We start from the raw sequence: 16,929 nt of genomic DNA, 5'->3' as shown, positions 1-16,929 counted from the left end.
TGATTAGATGTTCACTGTATTCAGGGATGAGCTCATGATTGTCGTCGCCTGCACGTTAGGATTTTGGTGGGCGCCACCCCAAGCTGCGCAAGGGGTTGGGCTTTTCGCTATTACTCCGCCACAGGCTAAACCGCATGCCCGCCCGACAAGCCATCCCGGCGGGCCTTCAGCGGGGTAGCCGCTTCAATCCCTGGCGCTTACTCCCCCAAGGCGAATATGAATGATGAACTATAACGATGAACTATGAAATTGATCATAGCGAAGTGAATTCGAAATGAACGAGGACATCACCAGGATAAAGAATGATGAGACATTATGCGGTAATTCGATTGCTATCTAGCTAAGCTTATGAGTTTTGAGTTTTGGCTTTTGACTTCTAACTTTTGACTTCAGACCTCTAAGTCTTGACATTTTACGCCGTTTCTTTTTCCATCTCCCACACCCCTTCCGGCCACTGGTAGCTTCCGGGTTTTACCGTCATATGCATGTCGGTATCACCAATCCGCATGCGTACCACCCCGGGTGCAAGTTCGTTAACCGGGAAAAAGCTGGCATACCCCATCTCGTCGATAATTGCAGCAGCGGTGGCTCCACCTTCAATAATGAGCTCCTTAACCCGTACGAGTTTTAGCACGCGTGCAATGGCCTGCGCTTTTTTTGTTCTGAGGTTTGCTGCAGCGAGGGGTATTCCGCCGGGCAAGGATTCAATGGCGACAATTGCGTAGCCACTCGTTTCGACCAGGTAACGGATGTCGTTGGCCCAGCTTTCAACCATGCCTGGGGTGAAATCCGTACTATTCAGCAGGTCGTCCGGCATATAGCTTACGGGTTTGCCTTTACTGCGCAAGCCTTGTAAAGCATCTCGACTTTTCTGAAATGTTGTTCCTGAAACATACAACCGCGGATTGGCAAACCGTACTGTCGCTGGTTTAACCGCGGCTGGAGTTTGAAGGCGTTTATGCAATATCGCATTGAAGAAACCGGACGCGCCTGCAGCGAAGGTCATCCCAGCCGCGTATTCCGCCCAGCCCGCAAGGTCATGCTCCCCTTCCACCTCGCCAATGATGATCCCGGAGCCGGGGATATCTTCCGCTACACTTTTTACATAAACCTGGTGATCGTCGGCACGCAGCATATCTGTAATCCGCGAGCTCCGGATCGGGAACTCAGGATCGTGCGCGAAACTACTCTGGTGAATAGGTTGGCTTTGAAAATAGTATTCGCCGTTTTTTATGGTCCGGCCCAACAGGGGATTTGCGGCAACTACAACTACCTTCTCCTGACCCAATACATTTAACTGTGCCTCCAGTTCTGCAAGCACGTGCCCGCGTAACACCGAGTCGATCTTTTTGTAAATAAATGTTGGCCTGAGCGCCGCCAGTTGGCGGGTTAAGTTGTGCATGATCTCAACCGCACTTTGCTCATCTGTTGACCGGCTGTCGGTACTGACCACGAAGAGTTCCGTTTCCGGCGATGGGTTGATCAATGTACTCATTTCCACTTTCAAGCCATAACGCAAGCCTATTCCGGCTAACTCTGCCGCACCGGTTAAGTCATCGGCAATTACTGCAATCATCAGGCGGGCGCTTTTGTTTTAGTTCGAAATTTACTTAGTTGAACAGCCGACTCAATGGCGAGCACCATCGCATCAGGGCTTGCAACACCTTTACCCGCTATTTCAAAGGCTGTACCATGGTCTACCGAAGTACGAATGATTGGCAGCCCCATGGTAATATTTACACCTTTTACACTATCCATTTGTTGCTTTTCGGCGTTCCACTTAAAACCGGAAAGCTTAAAGGGTATATGTCCCTGGTCGTGGTACATTGCCACTACTCCACCATAAGCCCCGGTAGAAGCTTTTGCAAAAAGGGTATCTGGTGGAACGGGACCCTCAACATCGTATCCTCGCCGCCTGGCTTCTTCTACTGCCGGCAATATTTCTTCATCGTCTTCGGTACCAAACAGCCCGCTGTCACCCGCGTGTGGATTGAGCCCGGCAATACCGATCTTCAGGTTCGTTTCACCAAGTTGGATCAACCCGTTGCGCAACAGGTGCACCACTTCCAGGATGCGATCCTTTTTCACCAGGTCGCATGCCTGCCTGAGGGACACATGGGTAGAAACATGAATGACCTTTATGTGTTCCTCTACCAGCAACATGGCATACTTACGCGTTCCGGTATAATGCGCATAGATTTCGGTGTGGCCGGCATAGTGGTGACCCGCTTCATTGATCGACTTTTTGTTTATCGGCCCGGTTACTGTAGCGTCAAGTTCGCCATCGAGCGCCAACTCGATAACTTTCTTCACCGCTTCAAACGCGGCATTTCCAGCCATAGCTGAAATTTCTCCAAATACGAGCTGATCTAGATCCACGTTAGCCAAATCGAATACGTCTATAATTCCGTATTCAAATGCGGCATCCCCGACTGCTTTAATCGGGTTGATGGTTGCCTGTAACTGCAACCGGTCGATTATATGCCTGAAAACGCCGGCGTCGCCCACCAACAGGGGACGACAACTATCATAAATTTCACTTCGTAATAACGCTTTAATGGCTATTTCGGGGCCAATCGACGCCGGATCGCCCATTGTTATTCCAATGACTGGTTTTGACATAGTTGGTATTTAAAACTGCACCCCTTCTTTCTGAAGTGTCAGTTGAAGTTCATTAATCAGCAAGCTGCCCTGTTCGGTTGTACCCGGCTGAAGTGGCGGCATCACATGGGTTTCACATAAGCCCTTTTCGTGCATGAGCACCTTTAGTGCCCATAAGGACTCTCCCAATGACCGGCCTTTCTGGTAGAGATCACCAAATACATCGGACAGTCTTTGTAGTTCCATGGCCCTTTTCTCGTCAGCCAATCGTGAAACTTTGGCAAGTTCCTCATAAAGCCCGGGGAACACATTACCGGTACTTGGGATCAGGCCATCACTGCCTTTTAGCAAGGCTACGGCCGACCGACCTGCCCAGCCCACGAAATGGCTAAAGTCCTGGCGGGAGGACCAAAGGTTAATCGACGCTTGTAGCCGTTCGTCGCTACGTTCGGAGTCTTTGGTGCCAACGATGTTGTCATGATAACTAAGCTCATCGATCAATTGCAGGGGAATGGACATATGGGTGGTTGCCGGAATATTGTAGATAATCAGCGGCCCACCTATGGCGTCGGCCAACTGCTCAAAGTACTGCTGCATTTGGTACTCCGACAATGCGAAGTACGATGGCAGTGTAGCAGCAACCACGTCGGCCCCAAGATCAAAGCTTGCTTTTGCCAAGTCTACTGCTTCGTTAAAAACGTTAGCCGATATACCAGCATATAAGATCGTCCCGGGTTTCTTCAACTTTCCCGCCTTTTGCAGATAGTCCTTTTTGACAGGAAGCGGCAATGAGGGTCCTTCACCTGTAGTGCCCAATATAAAAGGGAGCACATTATGTGCGTAAAAATTTTCAAACATGGATTCCACAGCACCGTGATCAAGCGAAAACTCCGACGTTAGGGGTGTAACCGCCGGAATGACAATACCCTGGTATTTTTTGGTGTTCATACTTCCTTGTCACATTTAAGGATGGCAAATCTAGAGAAATTGATTTTCGCTCGTATACCGGACTACGAATAAGTAATTTCCGGCGAATGACGGATCATTCCCAAATTATTACTCAAAGTGAGGTCGGAATATCTGTTGCGCCTGGTACCGTTTCATGCACTTGCGCCTTCACCAAATACGTGTGCTATATACCCCTTGAGACAGCAACTAAAATGCTGACTCATAAATCATTATAGCATCTGCCTCCGTAATTACGCGAGGATTGTTCCGGAGCAAACGTTGTATTTTCAAGGCATCTACAGCCATAGCCTGGATTGCTTCCCGGGGAACCCCGACTTCGCTTAGCCTTGCAGGCATACCGCACTCCCGGATGAAATCATGGATTTTTTCGATGCCTTTTCGTGCTGTTTTTTCGGGGGTTTCATCAGGTGAACAGCCCAGGGCGATAGCAACCTCCGCATATTTCTTTGGCGAAGCCAGCAGGTTAAACTCCATAACATAAGGTAGCAGGAGCGCATTTGAAAGGCCATGCGCGAGGTGAAAAGTGCTACCCAGTGGATACGAAAGGGCATGAACCCCGGCGGTATTCACCGGGCCAAGGCAGAAACCCCCCAGCAAACTTCCCATGGCCACCCCTGTACGTGCCTCTTCGTCGCTGCCATCTTTTACGGCTTTAACCAGGTTACCCCCAATCAACCGCATTCCCTCATATGCATAAAGGTCGATAAAGGGGTGTGCAAAATTATTTGTATATGCCTCAAGGCAGTGTGTAAGTGCATCTAACCCGGTAGTAGCGGTAATCCCCGGGGGAACAGTAAGCGTCAGCAAAGGATCTACATATACCACGTCTGGAACAAGAAACGGACTTATGATCCCCTTTTTCTGGTTGTCGGTTTCATCAACCAGTATTGCATTTGGCGAAACTTCGCTACCCGTTCCTGATGTGGTGGGCATACAGATCAACTTTTTCCCCCGGCTTTTGAGCAAACCAATACCAACGATGTCGCGCAGCGTTTGGGGGTTGCCGATTTGGGCAGCGAGTAGCTTAGCAATATCAAGCACACTGCCGCCACCAATACCAACAACAACATCGGGGTTAAATCCGGAATACTTTTCCAGCAATTCGTTGAATTCGGCAAATGAAGGTTCCTGAACAATCGAGGTATTTACCTCTACTGTCATTCCTGAACTTTCAAGTGCGTTGAACAGGCTTTTTAGCTCATTTAGCAGTGGATCGATCGTGACGACCAGGATGCTGGTAGCGCCAAAAGAGATGATTTCATCCGGGATCCTTTGCAGGCAACCCCGGTCAAAAACGAGCTTACCGGGAAAATGGATACTTAAAGGAAGCATTTAGAAGATTGGTTTCGATTTAGTTAACAAAACAGTCCGGGTTACCCGGCAGGCTCAGCGGCAAACATAGGTACACGTACTGAAAACCTTGCCCGCTTCCATGATGATAATGGAGGTACACAGGTTTGGGTAATAAGGTATTGGGGTATTGGGGTATTGGGTAGGGAGGTATTAGGTATTGGGTAGGGAGCCTATTTGCTTGAATTCTATTTTGTGTCGTTTATGTTTCTGGTATTTAGTAACCAGGGTTTTGGACCAGCTTCGGATCTACCTGGATCTCCTGGAAAGGAATGGGAAAGAGCAGCCGGTTAGGTGTAATGTTATAGGTACTTGCTACAAGGTTTGGATATTGACCACTTGCCTTTAGTGCTGCGCCATATGCTGTCATCACCGGGATTGCGCGTTCGGTCCTCACCAGGTCGAGCCAACGCTTGTTTTCAAAAGCAAGTTCTACTCTTCTCTCCTGCAGGATGATATCGCGTAATTGCGCCTGGTTGGTTGTTGCCACCTGGCCTAACCCCGCACCAAAGGCACGGGTACGCACCAGGTTCAGGAAAGGAAGGGCTTCAGCAGATTTGCCTTGTTCATTTAACGCTTCAGCGAGGAAAAGCAATACTTCCGCATAACGGTACACCGGCCAGTTTTCGTTGGTATTTGCTGCTGAGCCATTTGGCGCAGGCAGGGGCAGGTGAAAATACTTTTTTACAAATGGCTGTGGTACAAAGGTGTTGTTTGCGGTATAGCCATCTGCAATTGATGCCGCCTTTCTTCGGTCTCCCGGCTCAAAGGCTGCTATTAAATTCTGGGTAGGTATGTTCCAGCCACCTATACTTTGGTTGTTGAAAGTAAATCCGGTAATTGGGGACAGGTTGGTGAGATTGGGCATAAACGTATAGGCAAAATTGCTTTGTAATCCAAGATTGCCCGCCTGGTACTGCACCTCGAAAATGGACTCTGCATTGTTCTTATTTGCCGGGTCGAACACCGCATTATAGTCAGGCAGCAATGAATACTCGTTTGACGAAACAATCTCCCTCAACAGGGTTTCAGCAGCAGCCCATTGTTTCTGAACCATGTAAACGTTAGCGAGCAACGTTTTAGCGGCCCCGGAAGTGGCCCTGCCTTTTTCCTGTTGTGCCTTGTTCAGCAGCAGGGGAATGGCATCTTTGGCATCCTGGATGATCTGAGCATATACTTCAGCCTTTGGTGTACGTGCAACTGTTGATCTCACATTGATGATCTCATCAGCACTACCCGCAACAGGAGTAAGCATCAACGGAACGTCGCCGAAGTACTGTACCAGGTCGAAGTAACACAACGCCCTGAGAAAGAGTTCCTGCCCCTTTAGGTTTTTCTTTATGTTTTCATCAAACGTCGCCGCATCAATGCGTGCAAGCACCTCGTTTGCGTAAGCAATAACCCGATAGTTGAAGGTCCATTTGTTTGCGGTTGGCTCAGCGGTAGGGTTATCGATAAAGTCAGCTATTTCTTCCCGAACAAGATTTCCCCGGTTGGTATTGTTGTAAATATAGTGGGTGTTATCTGACCGCATTTCGCCCATGATATACGCCGTATTATAGATATTTCTAAGTGGTGCATAGGTAGCATTTACGGCCTGGGTAAAGTCGGCCTGTGTTTTAAAGAAGTTCGTGGAGCTGATAAAGTTCTCAGGGGCAATGTCGAGAAAACTTTTCTTGCATGCACCCATCGATATGATGAGCAAGCAAGCTATGGCAATAAGTCTCATTTTTTAATGATTTATGTGTTTGGAAAAAAGGGGAACAGGACCTGTTCCTTCAGCAGGAGATATCCCCTAGAAACCCACGTTTAATCCCAGGGTAAATGTCCGTGGTACCGGGTAAGCGCCCTGGTCAAGACCTTGTTGTAAGGGGTCGGAACCGCCGGTGTTGACTTCGGGATTGGAACCCTGGTATTTGGTAATCACCCAGGCCTGCTGGATACTTGTATACAGCCGCAAGCTTTGAAGATACTTTTTGGAAGTAAGCGGGACATTGTAACCGAGTGATATGTTCTTGATGGTTAAAAAGCTGCCATCGGTTACCCATGTTGTATTGGAATTGCGGAAGAGGCCCGTTGTTCCAGCCCGTGTGCTGGGGTAACGTCCATTGCCTGGATTTGCTTCCGATTTCCAGCGATTGGCAACGTCGCGGGTTACATTGAAAACTCCATCAAGGTTGTTGGTATATTCCAGTGCCGTGTTCATAATGTCGTTCCCATACGAACCGGTAGCGACAATAGAAAGATCGAAACGTTTATAACCAAAGCTATTGGTGATCCCAAAAATGAAATCCGGATTAGGATTACCGATTATGGCGCGGTCATCCACTGTAATGACTTTGTCGCCATTCACATCCCGCATTTTCGCTGATCCAACAGCCGAGGTCTGAAACTTAGGTGATGCATCAAAATCAGCCTTGTTTAAATAGATGCCGTCGAATACGTACCCCCACAACATACCAATGGGCTGTCCAACCATGGTGATGTTACGGTTGGTACCGCCGCCGAGGAAGGCGTTAGCCGTACCAAGCTGTTGCACGAGGTTTTTGTTAAACGAAATATTGAAGTCGGTGTTCCAGGTAAATTGGTTCACAAGGTTTTGAGTGCTAAGCTGGAACTCATGGCCCCAGAACTTGATCTTGCCAATATTTGCCTGGAAGCTTGAAAAGCCGGTGAAAGTCGGGACCGGCACATTAAACAGCAGCCCATCGGTGGTTTTTGTATAGTAGTCGTAGCTGAAGTTAATCCTGTTTTTAAATAAGCCGAGGTCAATGCCAAAGTCGAACTGCCTGGTTTTCTCCCATCCCAATGTGGTGTTGGCGAGTGTTGACACCATATTGCCTGGGGCCAGGGTATTATTAAAAACGTAGTTGTTTGTGCTTCCGCTATTGCTGGAACTTACATTAGCGAAGTAGGTATAGTTACCAATATTATTGTTCCCGGTTACCCCATAACTGGTCCGGAACTTTAATAAGGAAACGGATCTAACACCCGCCATAAAACCTTCGTCAGAAATCACCCAACCGGCGGAGACCGATGGAAAGTTCCCCCATTTGTTGTCTGATCCAAAACGTGAAGAGCCATCCCTGCGAATGGATGCACTGAGCAGGTACCGCCCCTTATAGTTGTAGTTAACACGGGCGAGGTAAGACAATAAACTCCACTCCTGTACTTCGCTGGTGGGCGTAAAAGTTGTGGCGGCAGTAAGGGTTCGAACAACATCGTTAGGGAAGTTGGTTGCTGTTACATTGCTGATGTCGTTGTAATACCGTTGCGAAGTAAAGCCCACCAGGGCGTCGAGATTGTGGTCACCAATTGCCCGGCGGTAGTTCAGCGTGTTTTCACTTAGCCAGGTCTGGAACTGGTTGTTGTTAATCGTAAGATCACCCGATGCACGGGGAACCGCCTGGTTAACGGCTGCTGATGTGGACGGGACGAAGTTGTTAAACAGTCGTTGTCCGATCTCGGCATTTATGGACGTTTTAAAGGCAAGGCCCTTTAAGAATTCATATTCGAGAAAGGCGGAGGAAAGCAGCCGGCTGTTTTTTGTGCTCGCATCTGCTTCCTTAGCTACACGATACCAGTTGGGATTTGGTAATGATCCCGGGGACATGGCAGTTACAGGAAGGCTACCATCCGGATTGATTGCAGGTGCCAGTGGCGAAGATACCAGTGCACTTGTAAATAAACTTCCGCTGGCGAATGGACCACCATCGGTTGGCCGGCCGTCGGTAATGGAAAGTACGGGGGCAAGATTTACACCTATCCGAAGTTTATCATTGAAGCGGTAGTCAGAATTTATCCGCGCCGTAAAGCGCTTGTAACTGGAATTGATCAACACCCCTTCCTGGCTAAAGAAGCCGAGGACGGCCGATGTACTAAACTTGTCGCGCCCTGCATTAAGAGTAATGCTATAGTTCTGTATGGGTGCGGTACGGGTAATAAGTTTATACCAGTTGGTGCCCTCACCATATTGATCCGGGTTTTGGTATTCGGCCGGGATTGGAAGGTTGTTTTCCTGCAGCCGCTCTTTCTGAAAAGTGGCGAATTCGCGCGCATTCATTACTTCGGGCACCCCTTTGCCTGGAATTTGCTGGACCCCGTAGAATGCGTTTACACTAATGGTTGACTGTCCTGATTTCGCCCGCTTAGTGGTAATGATTACGACACCGTTGCTGGCGCGCGATCCATAGAGGGAAGTGGACGCAGCATCTTTTAATACGCTGATGCTTTCAATTTCATCCGGGTTGAGGGTGCTAAGGTCTCCCGATATCGGGAAACCGTCAACCACATACAGGGGCTGGTTTCCAGCTGAGATGGAAGCCTGACCACGTATGCGAACGCTCATGCCTTCACCCAGGCGTCCCGTGGTTTGCAAAATTTGGACACCTGCCAGGCGACCCTGCAGCTTTTGGGTGATTTGGGCCACGGGAATGTCCTGGAGTTCCCGGTTGTTGATGGTCTGCACGGCGCCGGTGGATGTTTTTCGCGTGGTATTGCCGTAGGCAACGACCACCACATTACCAACATCCTGCGAGGTGGTGGCAAGTTGAACGTTGATGTTGGTGCGTCCATTTACCGGGATCTCCTGGGTGGCAAAGCCAACAACGCTCACCTGTAGGGTGGCATTTGCAGGGGCGTTAATGGAAAACAAGCCATTTGCATCTGAACTGGTGCCGGAGGTTGAACCTTTGATGACGATGGTTGCGCCTGATACGGGCTGACCTTTGTCGTCGCGTACGGTTCCGGTAACCACAGCAGATTGGGCAATTGCCGAAGTACAGCAAATCAGCCAGGCGATGAGCAGGCAGGTACTTCTGAATACCATGTGGGATTTGAGTTGAACGTTAAATTGTTTCATATAGCGGGATTAATGTTGAAAGAGGAAGGCAATTAAAACGATTATTAGAGGCTTACCCGGTGAACCCGATTCGCGACTCGGATAGCAGTTTCGTGTTTATAGCAATGTAAAAAGCCAAGGCAGGTGAATTTTTATAGTTGACAGATTAGCAAACCCGTTTTCAGGGCTATTAAGGACCCTGCATACATCAAAATCGTGTAAGAGCGATGGACAAACAGGACGCATCTTTCCCAATCCGCAATCCGCTCATTCGTAATTCGCTAATCGGTTTTCTTCAGAGCGGTGGACTAATAGGCTAGGCATCTTTCCCGATCCGTAATCCGTTCATTCGTAATTCGCTAATCGGCTTTCTTCAGAGCGGTCGGCAAATAGGCTACGCACCTTTCAAATCCGCAATCCGCTCATTCGTAATTCGCTAATCGGTTTTCCTCCATACCCAATACCATATACCCATTACCCAAATCCAACCCTGATCAACAGAGATTTATGGCTGAAGGGCTGCGGGATACGGAGGGTTTAGCCACGGCGCCTTCGCGCCGGGGCCGGAGCGAAGCGCAGCCCGGAGAAGCCCGGACCAATGCCGGAACCTGATTCCGAAAGCTGAATGCCCCAACCCATAACTCAGGTGATTTCGGGTAATACCAGTACGTCTTTATCCTTTACCTTATCACTTTCTTTTACCGGGTGCCGGCGCCAGTAGTTGGCCAGTATGGACCCGGAGATATTCATCCATGGACTGAAAACTGCCGCTGCGAGTCCGACGGTGCCGAGCTTGCCCATGCTGCCCGCAAGACCGGAGGCCATTCCGCCATTTTGGAGGCCGACTTCGAAGGCAATGGTGCGTGCTGAATTTTTATCGATTTTGAAGGCGCGACTTAGCCAGTAGCCGAAAAAGTAGCCAGCGGCATTGTGGATGACGGAGGCAAGAAATAGCAGCACCCCGACTTTCATGAGGTTCTCCCGACCCGCGGCAGTGGTAACTGTAGTAAAATAGATGATACCAAACATGGAAATATAAGGCATGAGCTCGTCCAGCTTTGAGAAGCGTTTTGACAACTGGTGGTACAATACGCCGACGAGGATTGCGCCGGCAAAAAAGCCGAGCAGTTCGGCGGATTGGATTGCCGCCGCGCTCAGGTTGGCCTGGAGGAGAGCCCAAAGGCCAAAAGGCAGGGCGAGTAACCAAACCATTGAGGCTATGGTGAAGCCCGCAACAACCCGGTTGCCGCGCGGTGATGCGGTTTTCAGGTAGTCGTGCAACAGCGCAGCGCCAATGGGGACAATCACAATCTTTATGATCTCCATCATCATATCGAGAAAGTGGATTTGTATAAGGGTGCCGGCAAGCAACTTCATGAGCAGCGGTGTAAGGAAGGGTGCCGCAAGGGTTGCCATGGCGGTTACGGTAACGGAAAGTACCAGGTTGGCCCGGGCAATATAGACCATAACGTTGGAGGCAAGACCACTGGAACAGGAGCCGATGAGGATGATGCCAGCGGCAATTTCGCTATCAAACGGGAAGATGCGGGTAAGTAAGTAACCCATTAGCGGCATAATGGAGAAGTGACACAGGAGGCCAATGAACACGCCGCGGCCGGTTTTGGCAAGGCCGGAAAAATCGTGCAGGCTCATTTGAATGCCCATGCCAAACATCACCAGCTGAATGACAATCAGGATGAGCCATTTATTCCGGAGGTCGAAGTCACCCCAGCGGAGGAAAGCGGACGGGAAGAGCATGCCCGCGACAACCGCGGCAATGATCCATGCGGTATACTGGTAGCCTTTTAGCGATGAAATTGCACCGATACCGATGGCTGTGCCGATGGCAAGGACAAGGCCAGCGGTTTTGGATAAAGCGGGCTGCGCTGTGATTAGGCCGGCTAATAATAAGATTAGGGCAAGTGCGGCAATGGCAAGGCAAAGCTTTCTTAAGTTATTCATTGTTTTTAAAGTCGGTTGACGAGGCGTTTAATTCCGTCTTTTAGAACTAGCACATTAAAGTTGATGAGTAAGCCGAGTTTATAATCTCCTAAGCGCATATACGTTAGTGTTTGCGCAGTATGTATGGGGGCGAGTTGGTCGATGCTTTTTGTTTCTATTACCAGTTTGTTTTCGACTAATATATCAATCCGGTAGCCGCACTCAAGTTTTACCTCTTCGAAGGTGATTGGCATAGGCCTTTCTTTCGTTGCGTTCAACCCGGCTTTGAGGATGTTATAATAAAGACATTCTTTGTAAACGCTTTCGAGTAGGCCCGGACCCAGCACTTTGTGTACCTTAATTGCAAGTCCAATTAAGGTATGGGAGAGCTCATTTTCAGTCATTGTTTTTATTTACAATGAAGGGAATGTTGCGGGTAATTGCAACAGTTTTGCTGGTTTAATTTTCCATTCAGCGCTGTGCAGAAAGGCTCCCTTCATTGTTTAAGATATTTACCTAACAGTTTTCGCGGGTATTGTTGAAACTTCTAATAATTGTTTTCTTAGCGGCTTTTGCGGGTCTTTGCTTAGCGTGCCTTTGCGTTTGAAAACCTTTGCAGAGGGAAACGCTAAGGTTGCTAAAACGAGCTCTTTTCTAACGCAAAGGACACCGAGATTTTCGCGAAGAACGCTGAGGTTATATCGTGAGTATGGCCGGGCAAGCAGGCACGCAGAGGAAGCAAGCTTCTGCAAAGCACGCCGAGAACCAGCCCTGCCATTAGGGAAAGTAGAAACCTCTACTTGACTGTTTTCTTAGCGGTCTTTGCGTGTATTTCCTTAACGTTCCTCTGCGTTTAAAACCTTTGTAGGGGGAAACGCTACGGTTGCTAAAACGAGCTTCTTTTCTAACGCAAAGGACACCGAGATTTTCGCGAAGAACGCTAAGCATTTTTGACCAAATTGTTTACAGGATGCAATCTCTTTCATTCAGGAGAGAAACGCAAATGAAGCAACCTTCCACAAAGCAAGCCAACCACTAGCCCCCTTATTGAAAAGTAGAACTTGGAAATGAACCTGTTCTTCTTAGCGGTCTTTGCGTGTATTCCTTTCGCGTCTCTTTGCGTTTAAAAAGCTTTGCAGTGGAAAACGCTACGGTTGCTAAAACGAGCTTTTCTTAAACGCAAAGGACACCGAGATTCTCGCGAAGAACACTGAGGTTATATCGTGAGTATGGCCGGGCAAGCAGCCACGCAGAGGAAGCAAGCTTCTGCAAAGCACGCCGAGAACCAGCCCTGCCATTAGGGAAAGTAGAAACCTCTACTTGACTGTTTTCTTAGCAGTCTTTGCGTGTATTCCTTTCGCGTCTTTTTGCGTTTAAAAATCTTGCAGAGGGAAACGCTACGGTTGCTAAAACAAGCTTCTTTTCTAACGCAAAGGACGCCGAGATTACCGCCAAGAACGCTGAGGTTATGTCGTCGAGCTTGTCGAAGTATGGCCGGGCAAGCAGGCACGCAGAGGAAGCAAGCTTCAACAAAGCACGCCGACAAACAGCCCTGCCACTAGAAAAAGTAGAGACCTCTACTTGACTGTTTTTTTAGCACTCTTTGCGTGTATTCCTTTCGCGTCTCTTTGCGTTTAAAAACCTTGCAGAGGGAAACGCTACGGTTGCTAAAACAAGCTTTTTTTCTAACGCAAAGGACACCGAGATCCGCTACGGCCACTAAGCACTATAATTGACGAAGTTGTTGATAAGTTATGGTTGGGTTCTCTTGTAAGGGACACAGAAATTAGAGGCAAACGAGACTCAGTACTGCTATAATATTCCCGCAAGGTGTTGCACCGCAAGAGGCGGACTTGCAAGAATGGGTACGCGTTTGTCTTCCGGGTTGAGGGTATCAACAACACGGGCCATTGAGGCTTGTGCCAACACAATGACATCCACTTTGCCCGAGAGGTCCTTCAATGCTGCAGCAACCTTGCTGTCGTGGGTTGCAGCATCGCCGCTCATAAGTGCTTCGAAAGCACCCTCGCAGAGTACCGCAGTAAGTTCAATCTCTTTTCCGGCATGGGCTGCACGCCGCTTAACGAGGTCACCCGTAGGACCAAGCGTGGTGGGCAACGTAGCGATGACACCAATCTTTTTACCGGTTTGTACCGCAAGGTCCGCCATAGGCTGATCCACCCTCAAAACGGGTACGTTGGTGAGCGCTGCAGAAGCCTCGACAGCTGCACCAATCGAGGAACAGGTGACCATGATAAAGTCCGCTCCGGCAGCTTCAGCTGAGCCCACATAGTCGACCACCCTTCTTGAAGTTGCAGCCGTGAGCTCTCCCCGATTAATTACGTCTTTGATCAGGCTGTCGTCGACAATGTTAAACACGTTAACGCCGGGTAGCGCGTCTTTACACAGTTGCTGAAATACGGGAACAAGGGTTGCAGAGGTATGTATGAGTCCGAGTGTTTTTGACATGGGAGTTGAGGTATTAGGTATTGGGTAATGGGAAGTAAGTTGATAGGTTGATTGGTTGACTGGTTGATTGGTGAAGAAGTGATAGGGTAAAAGGATGTTTACTGATCAAGTGAAATGGTAATTATTATTGCGTTGATGTGTGGCTTGGTGAACCGGAAACTATACAAAGGCGCCGCGGGCGACCATTTCGAAATAGTCTTCTTTGCCGACTTGTCCGCCTTTGAAATTTACCTCTACCCCATCGCTGGGGGAACCCGGTGCATATGCCCTGCACAAAGGAGCGCCCGGTGACAATGGCGCCGTCATCTCTACCGACTCTATGCCCATTGCACGTGCGGCATAACTGGAGGTATCGCCTCCCGCAAGCACGACGCGCTTTACAGCAGTATTTGTTGCCACCTCCCGAACGATCCGGCCGAGGGCGGTACCAAAAACATAGCCCGTGTCAAAGGCGGGTGTTTGCTGGTTCGAGATCACCTCACTCCCACCAGTATGCACAATAACGCTGATACCCTGTAAGATAAAAGCAGTGGCTTCCTCAACGTATGCGCTAAGGTCCAAATCCGTTTCGTCACCATTAAACAAGCTCGTGTCGATAACCACTTCTTCAAAGCCTTTTGATAGCGCATAGCGTATCTGTGCCCCGCTTACCGGTGAGCAGCTACCTGATGCCACGAGGATCGGTGAAACCACTTCCGGGGTCTCCCATTCATTAGTAGTAGCCAGGAGGTTTTCCGTTGACCAATATGCACCAAGTGCCATTTCCACCCCTGATGAACCCACCGAAAACAGCGCACTTGTTTCATCAGCAAAGGAGTCGATTAGCTTACCGATTGCCGGCATTTGCCGGGGATAAAGTGCATCAACCAGCAGAACTTCGGCACCATTTCCAACGTGATCATTCACCAATTCCCGGAGCTCAGGCAACGTTCGTTCAACATCAAGGATATCTATCAACGCAACGTTTTTGTCGGTCTGCCGGGCAAGGTGTAAGCGAATATCACTTTCATCTGCGGGCGTTACAGGATGTTTGCTCATCGAAGGATGCCGGTCGAGCCGGTGTATCCTTCCAAGGCTGCCAATGCCCATGCGCGCAAACAGGTTTCCAAACACGCAATACCTTCCGAGCGCAGGCGCACCAACGAGCAGGGGTATAAAGCTGCCCGCAAATACGCCGGCTCCTATGTCGATTGCTTTACCGATACTACCGATTGAAGGAGAAGAGTCGAACGTTGAGCAAACTTTGTAGTGCACATGCCGGGTATTGAGTGCTTTCAACGCCTTAAATGCCGGCATCAGCACCTGCTCCATTTCTGCCGGTGCCATCGAGCGTGTTTTTCCTGCAACCCCAACCGCCTGCAAGCCTTTATGCCGGGCCAGCTGTTCGGGGGTTGGGGGTTCAATAAATAGCACGGTTTTTACCCCAGCCCTGCTGAGAAACTCCAATGCATCTGTAGAGCCCGTGAAGTCGTCGCCGTAAAAGGCCAACAATAAAGAATTATCTATCATTTTTCGCCACCAAATTTTTCAACCGATTTGCCAAATTCCGGATATTGCTGCGCAGCCTCTTCGATGCTCAGGCCATCTACCGCAGCCTGCCAGGCCTGCTGCAATGCCACTACCCCACCAGTAGGACCATCGGGGTGTGCAAGTATGCCGCCGCCGGCCATGTACAACAGGTCTGTAGTATTTGTTCGCCGATAAGTTTCTGGCGCCTGGCCGCCCCATTGCCCCGAAGAAACGACGGGCAGGACCGGCACTCCCGGTTGCGGTTGCAGGCAGGATTTTATCGAGCGTACCACCGAGTCGTCGGACTCCCAGAACTTGTTTTTGATTCCATTTACGTGTAACTGGTCCACTCCTGCGAGCCGCCAGATCGTTTGATAAGCCGGGAATTCTATTCCGAGCAACGGATGGCGGTTGAGCATACCCCATCCATTCCGATGGGCATGAATGGCGAGTACGCCCTGGTCGATAATTTTTTTAGCCGCAGAGAGCCCTACACTATTGATGCTGATCATTGCACAGGTACCACCTGAGTTAACAATCTTGTCGTAATGACTCAGCATGGCATCCACCTCATCGCTCAGGTTGAATGCATACATTACTTTTTTACCCGTTTTATCTGCGTGTTCGTTGATCACCCGCATGATCCTGTCAACCCGGTCGTCGAACCCGGAATTTGCCGCAGAGCCCAACAACTCATCATCTTTTATGAAATCTATTCCTGCTTCAACAAGTGTTTTCACGAGCGTGGCAGTTTGTTCAGGCGACATGCCGATGCTTGGTTTGATGATTGTTCCGATAAGCGGCCGGTTATATACCCCGGTCAGTTTACGACAACCGTCTACGCCAAACCTGGGCCCTGCAAAGTTGTTGGCATAGCTTGAGGGCAGGTCAATATCCATCAGCTTCAAACCGGTAAACTGCCTGATCTCGTACAGGTTCCCCTGCAGGGTTGACACCATCACGGGCAAGTTGGTCCCAAAGTTTTCAGTCGACCATGAAACAGCCACCTTTGCCCGGTGGTATAAACCTGTTTTTGAAACAGCACCCGGTATCGCAGGTTCTTTTACCGACTCCATCAGCTCAACAGCTTCGACCCTTGCGGCAAAGCGTTCCTTCAACTCAGCGGTTTCGCCGGGTACCGCAACAAAGGTTCCCGACGACTGTTCGCCGGCAAGCACCTGTGCTGCCGACTCCGGATCAAATGGGGTTTCAATATAGTAGTGGGCTGTAATTCTTTCCATCATGGATGT

General features: G+C 49.4%; 11 protein-coding genes. All 11 read right to left on the bottom strand.

Annotation, left to right across the window (positions count from 1 at the left end; translation table 11 throughout):
- Nucleotides 1-412: 412 nt before the first annotated feature.
- The 11 genes from EXU57_RS07810 to EXU57_RS07760 all read right to left on the bottom strand — a co-directional run bounded on the left by EXU57_RS07810 (nucleotide 413) and on the right by EXU57_RS07760 (nucleotide 16,920).
- On the bottom strand, nucleotides 413-1,576 hold the full coding sequence (locus tag EXU57_RS07810) for a four-carbon acid sugar kinase family protein (protein ID WP_133267623.1): 1,164 nt from the start codon (nucleotides 1,574-1,576) through the stop codon (nucleotides 413-415).
- Nucleotides 1,576-2,622 (bottom strand): 4-hydroxythreonine-4-phosphate dehydrogenase PdxA, encoded by a 1,047-nt coding sequence (gene pdxA, locus EXU57_RS07805; protein ID WP_133267622.1) that lies wholly within the window; start codon nucleotides 2,620-2,622, stop codon nucleotides 1,576-1,578. Before pdxA ends, EXU57_RS07810 begins: the two co-directional genes overlap by 1 nt.
- 9 nt (nucleotides 2,623-2,631) lie before the next feature.
- Nucleotides 2,632-3,549: a dihydrodipicolinate synthase family protein gene (locus EXU57_RS07800; protein ID WP_133267621.1), complete on the bottom strand. Its 918-nt coding sequence runs from the start codon at nucleotides 3,547-3,549 to the stop codon at nucleotides 2,632-2,634.
- A 207-nt stretch (nucleotides 3,550-3,756) separates the two neighbouring features.
- Nucleotides 3,757-4,902 carry an iron-containing alcohol dehydrogenase gene (locus EXU57_RS07795; RefSeq protein ID WP_133267620.1) on the bottom strand — a complete coding sequence of 382 codons (1,146 nt, stop codon included), beginning with the start codon at nucleotides 4,900-4,902 and terminating at the stop codon, nucleotides 3,757-3,759.
- 235 nt (nucleotides 4,903-5,137) lie between these two features.
- Complete coding sequence (locus EXU57_RS07790) at nucleotides 5,138-6,649, bottom strand: RagB/SusD family nutrient uptake outer membrane protein (protein ID WP_133267619.1); 1,512 nt, start codon at nucleotides 6,647-6,649, stop codon at nucleotides 5,138-5,140.
- 66 nt (nucleotides 6,650-6,715) lie between these two features.
- Complete coding sequence (locus tag EXU57_RS07785; RefSeq protein ID WP_207955419.1) at nucleotides 6,716-9,781, bottom strand: SusC/RagA family TonB-linked outer membrane protein; 3,066 nt, start codon at nucleotides 9,779-9,781, stop codon at nucleotides 6,716-6,718.
- A gap of 621 nt (nucleotides 9,782-10,402) precedes the next feature.
- Nucleotides 10,403-11,722, bottom strand: coding sequence for a bile acid:sodium symporter family protein (locus EXU57_RS07780; protein WP_133267618.1), 1,320 nt, complete (start codon nucleotides 11,720-11,722; stop codon nucleotides 10,403-10,405).
- A gap of 5 nt (nucleotides 11,723-11,727) precedes the next feature.
- Nucleotides 11,728-12,105 (bottom strand): GxxExxY protein, encoded by a 378-nt coding sequence (locus tag EXU57_RS07775; protein WP_133267617.1) that lies wholly within the window; start codon nucleotides 12,103-12,105, stop codon nucleotides 11,728-11,730.
- Between the two features lie 1,408 nt (nucleotides 12,106-13,513).
- On the bottom strand, nucleotides 13,514-14,170 hold the full coding sequence (locus tag EXU57_RS07770; protein ID WP_133267616.1) for an aspartate/glutamate racemase family protein: 657 nt from the start codon (nucleotides 14,168-14,170) through the stop codon (nucleotides 13,514-13,516).
- Between the two features lie 159 nt (nucleotides 14,171-14,329).
- On the bottom strand, nucleotides 14,330-15,679 hold the full coding sequence (locus EXU57_RS07765; RefSeq protein ID WP_133267615.1) for a four-carbon acid sugar kinase family protein: 1,350 nt from the start codon (nucleotides 15,677-15,679) through the stop codon (nucleotides 14,330-14,332).
- Nucleotides 15,676-16,920, bottom strand: coding sequence for a ribulose-bisphosphate carboxylase large subunit family protein (locus tag EXU57_RS07760; protein ID WP_133267614.1), 1,245 nt, complete (start codon nucleotides 16,918-16,920; stop codon nucleotides 15,676-15,678). Before EXU57_RS07760 ends, EXU57_RS07765 begins: the two co-directional genes overlap by 4 nt.
- Between the last annotated feature and the right edge of the window lie 9 nt (nucleotides 16,921-16,929).

The sequence above is a fragment of the Segetibacter sp. 3557_3 genome, from assembly GCF_004354985.1.
Lineage (GTDB): Bacteria > Bacteroidota > Bacteroidia > Chitinophagales > Chitinophagaceae > Segetibacter.
This window is presented reverse-complemented; position numbering and strand designations above follow the sequence as displayed.

What these genes read in the sequence shown, in the direction of transcription:
- EXU57_RS07800 (WP_133267621.1), bottom strand. Translation starts at nt 3,549, where the DNA reads ATGAACACCAAAAAATACCAGGGTATTGTCATTCCGGCGGTTACACCC.
- EXU57_RS07790 (WP_133267619.1), bottom strand. Translation starts at nt 6,649, where the DNA reads ATGAGACTTATTGCCATAGCTTGCTTGCTCATCATATCGATGGGTGCA.
- EXU57_RS07785 (WP_207955419.1), bottom strand. Translation starts at nt 9,781, where the DNA reads ATGAAACAATTTAACGTTCAACTCAAATCCCACATGGTATTCAGAAGT.
- EXU57_RS07795 (WP_133267620.1), bottom strand. Translation starts at nt 4,902, where the DNA reads ATGCTTCCTTTAAGTATCCATTTTCCCGGTAAGCTCGTTTTTGACCGG.
- EXU57_RS07765 (WP_133267615.1), bottom strand. Translation starts at nt 15,679, where the DNA reads ATGATAGATAATTCTTTATTGTTGGCCTTTTACGGCGACGACTTCACG.
- EXU57_RS07770 (WP_133267616.1), bottom strand. Translation starts at nt 14,170, where the DNA reads ATGTCAAAAACACTCGGACTCATACATACCTCTGCAACCCTTGTTCCC.
- EXU57_RS07810 (WP_133267623.1), bottom strand. Translation starts at nt 1,576, where the DNA reads ATGATTGCAGTAATTGCCGATGACTTAACCGGTGCGGCAGAGTTAGCC.
- EXU57_RS07780 (WP_133267618.1), bottom strand. Translation starts at nt 11,722, where the DNA reads ATGAATAACTTAAGAAAGCTTTGCCTTGCCATTGCCGCACTTGCCCTA.
- EXU57_RS07775 (WP_133267617.1), bottom strand. Translation starts at nt 12,105, where the DNA reads ATGACTGAAAATGAGCTCTCCCATACCTTAATTGGACTTGCAATTAAG.
- EXU57_RS07760 (WP_133267614.1), bottom strand. Translation starts at nt 16,920, where the DNA reads ATGGAAAGAATTACAGCCCACTACTATATTGAAACCCCATTTGATCCG.
- pdxA (WP_133267622.1), bottom strand. Translation starts at nt 2,622, where the DNA reads ATGTCAAAACCAGTCATTGGAATAACAATGGGCGATCCGGCGTCGATT.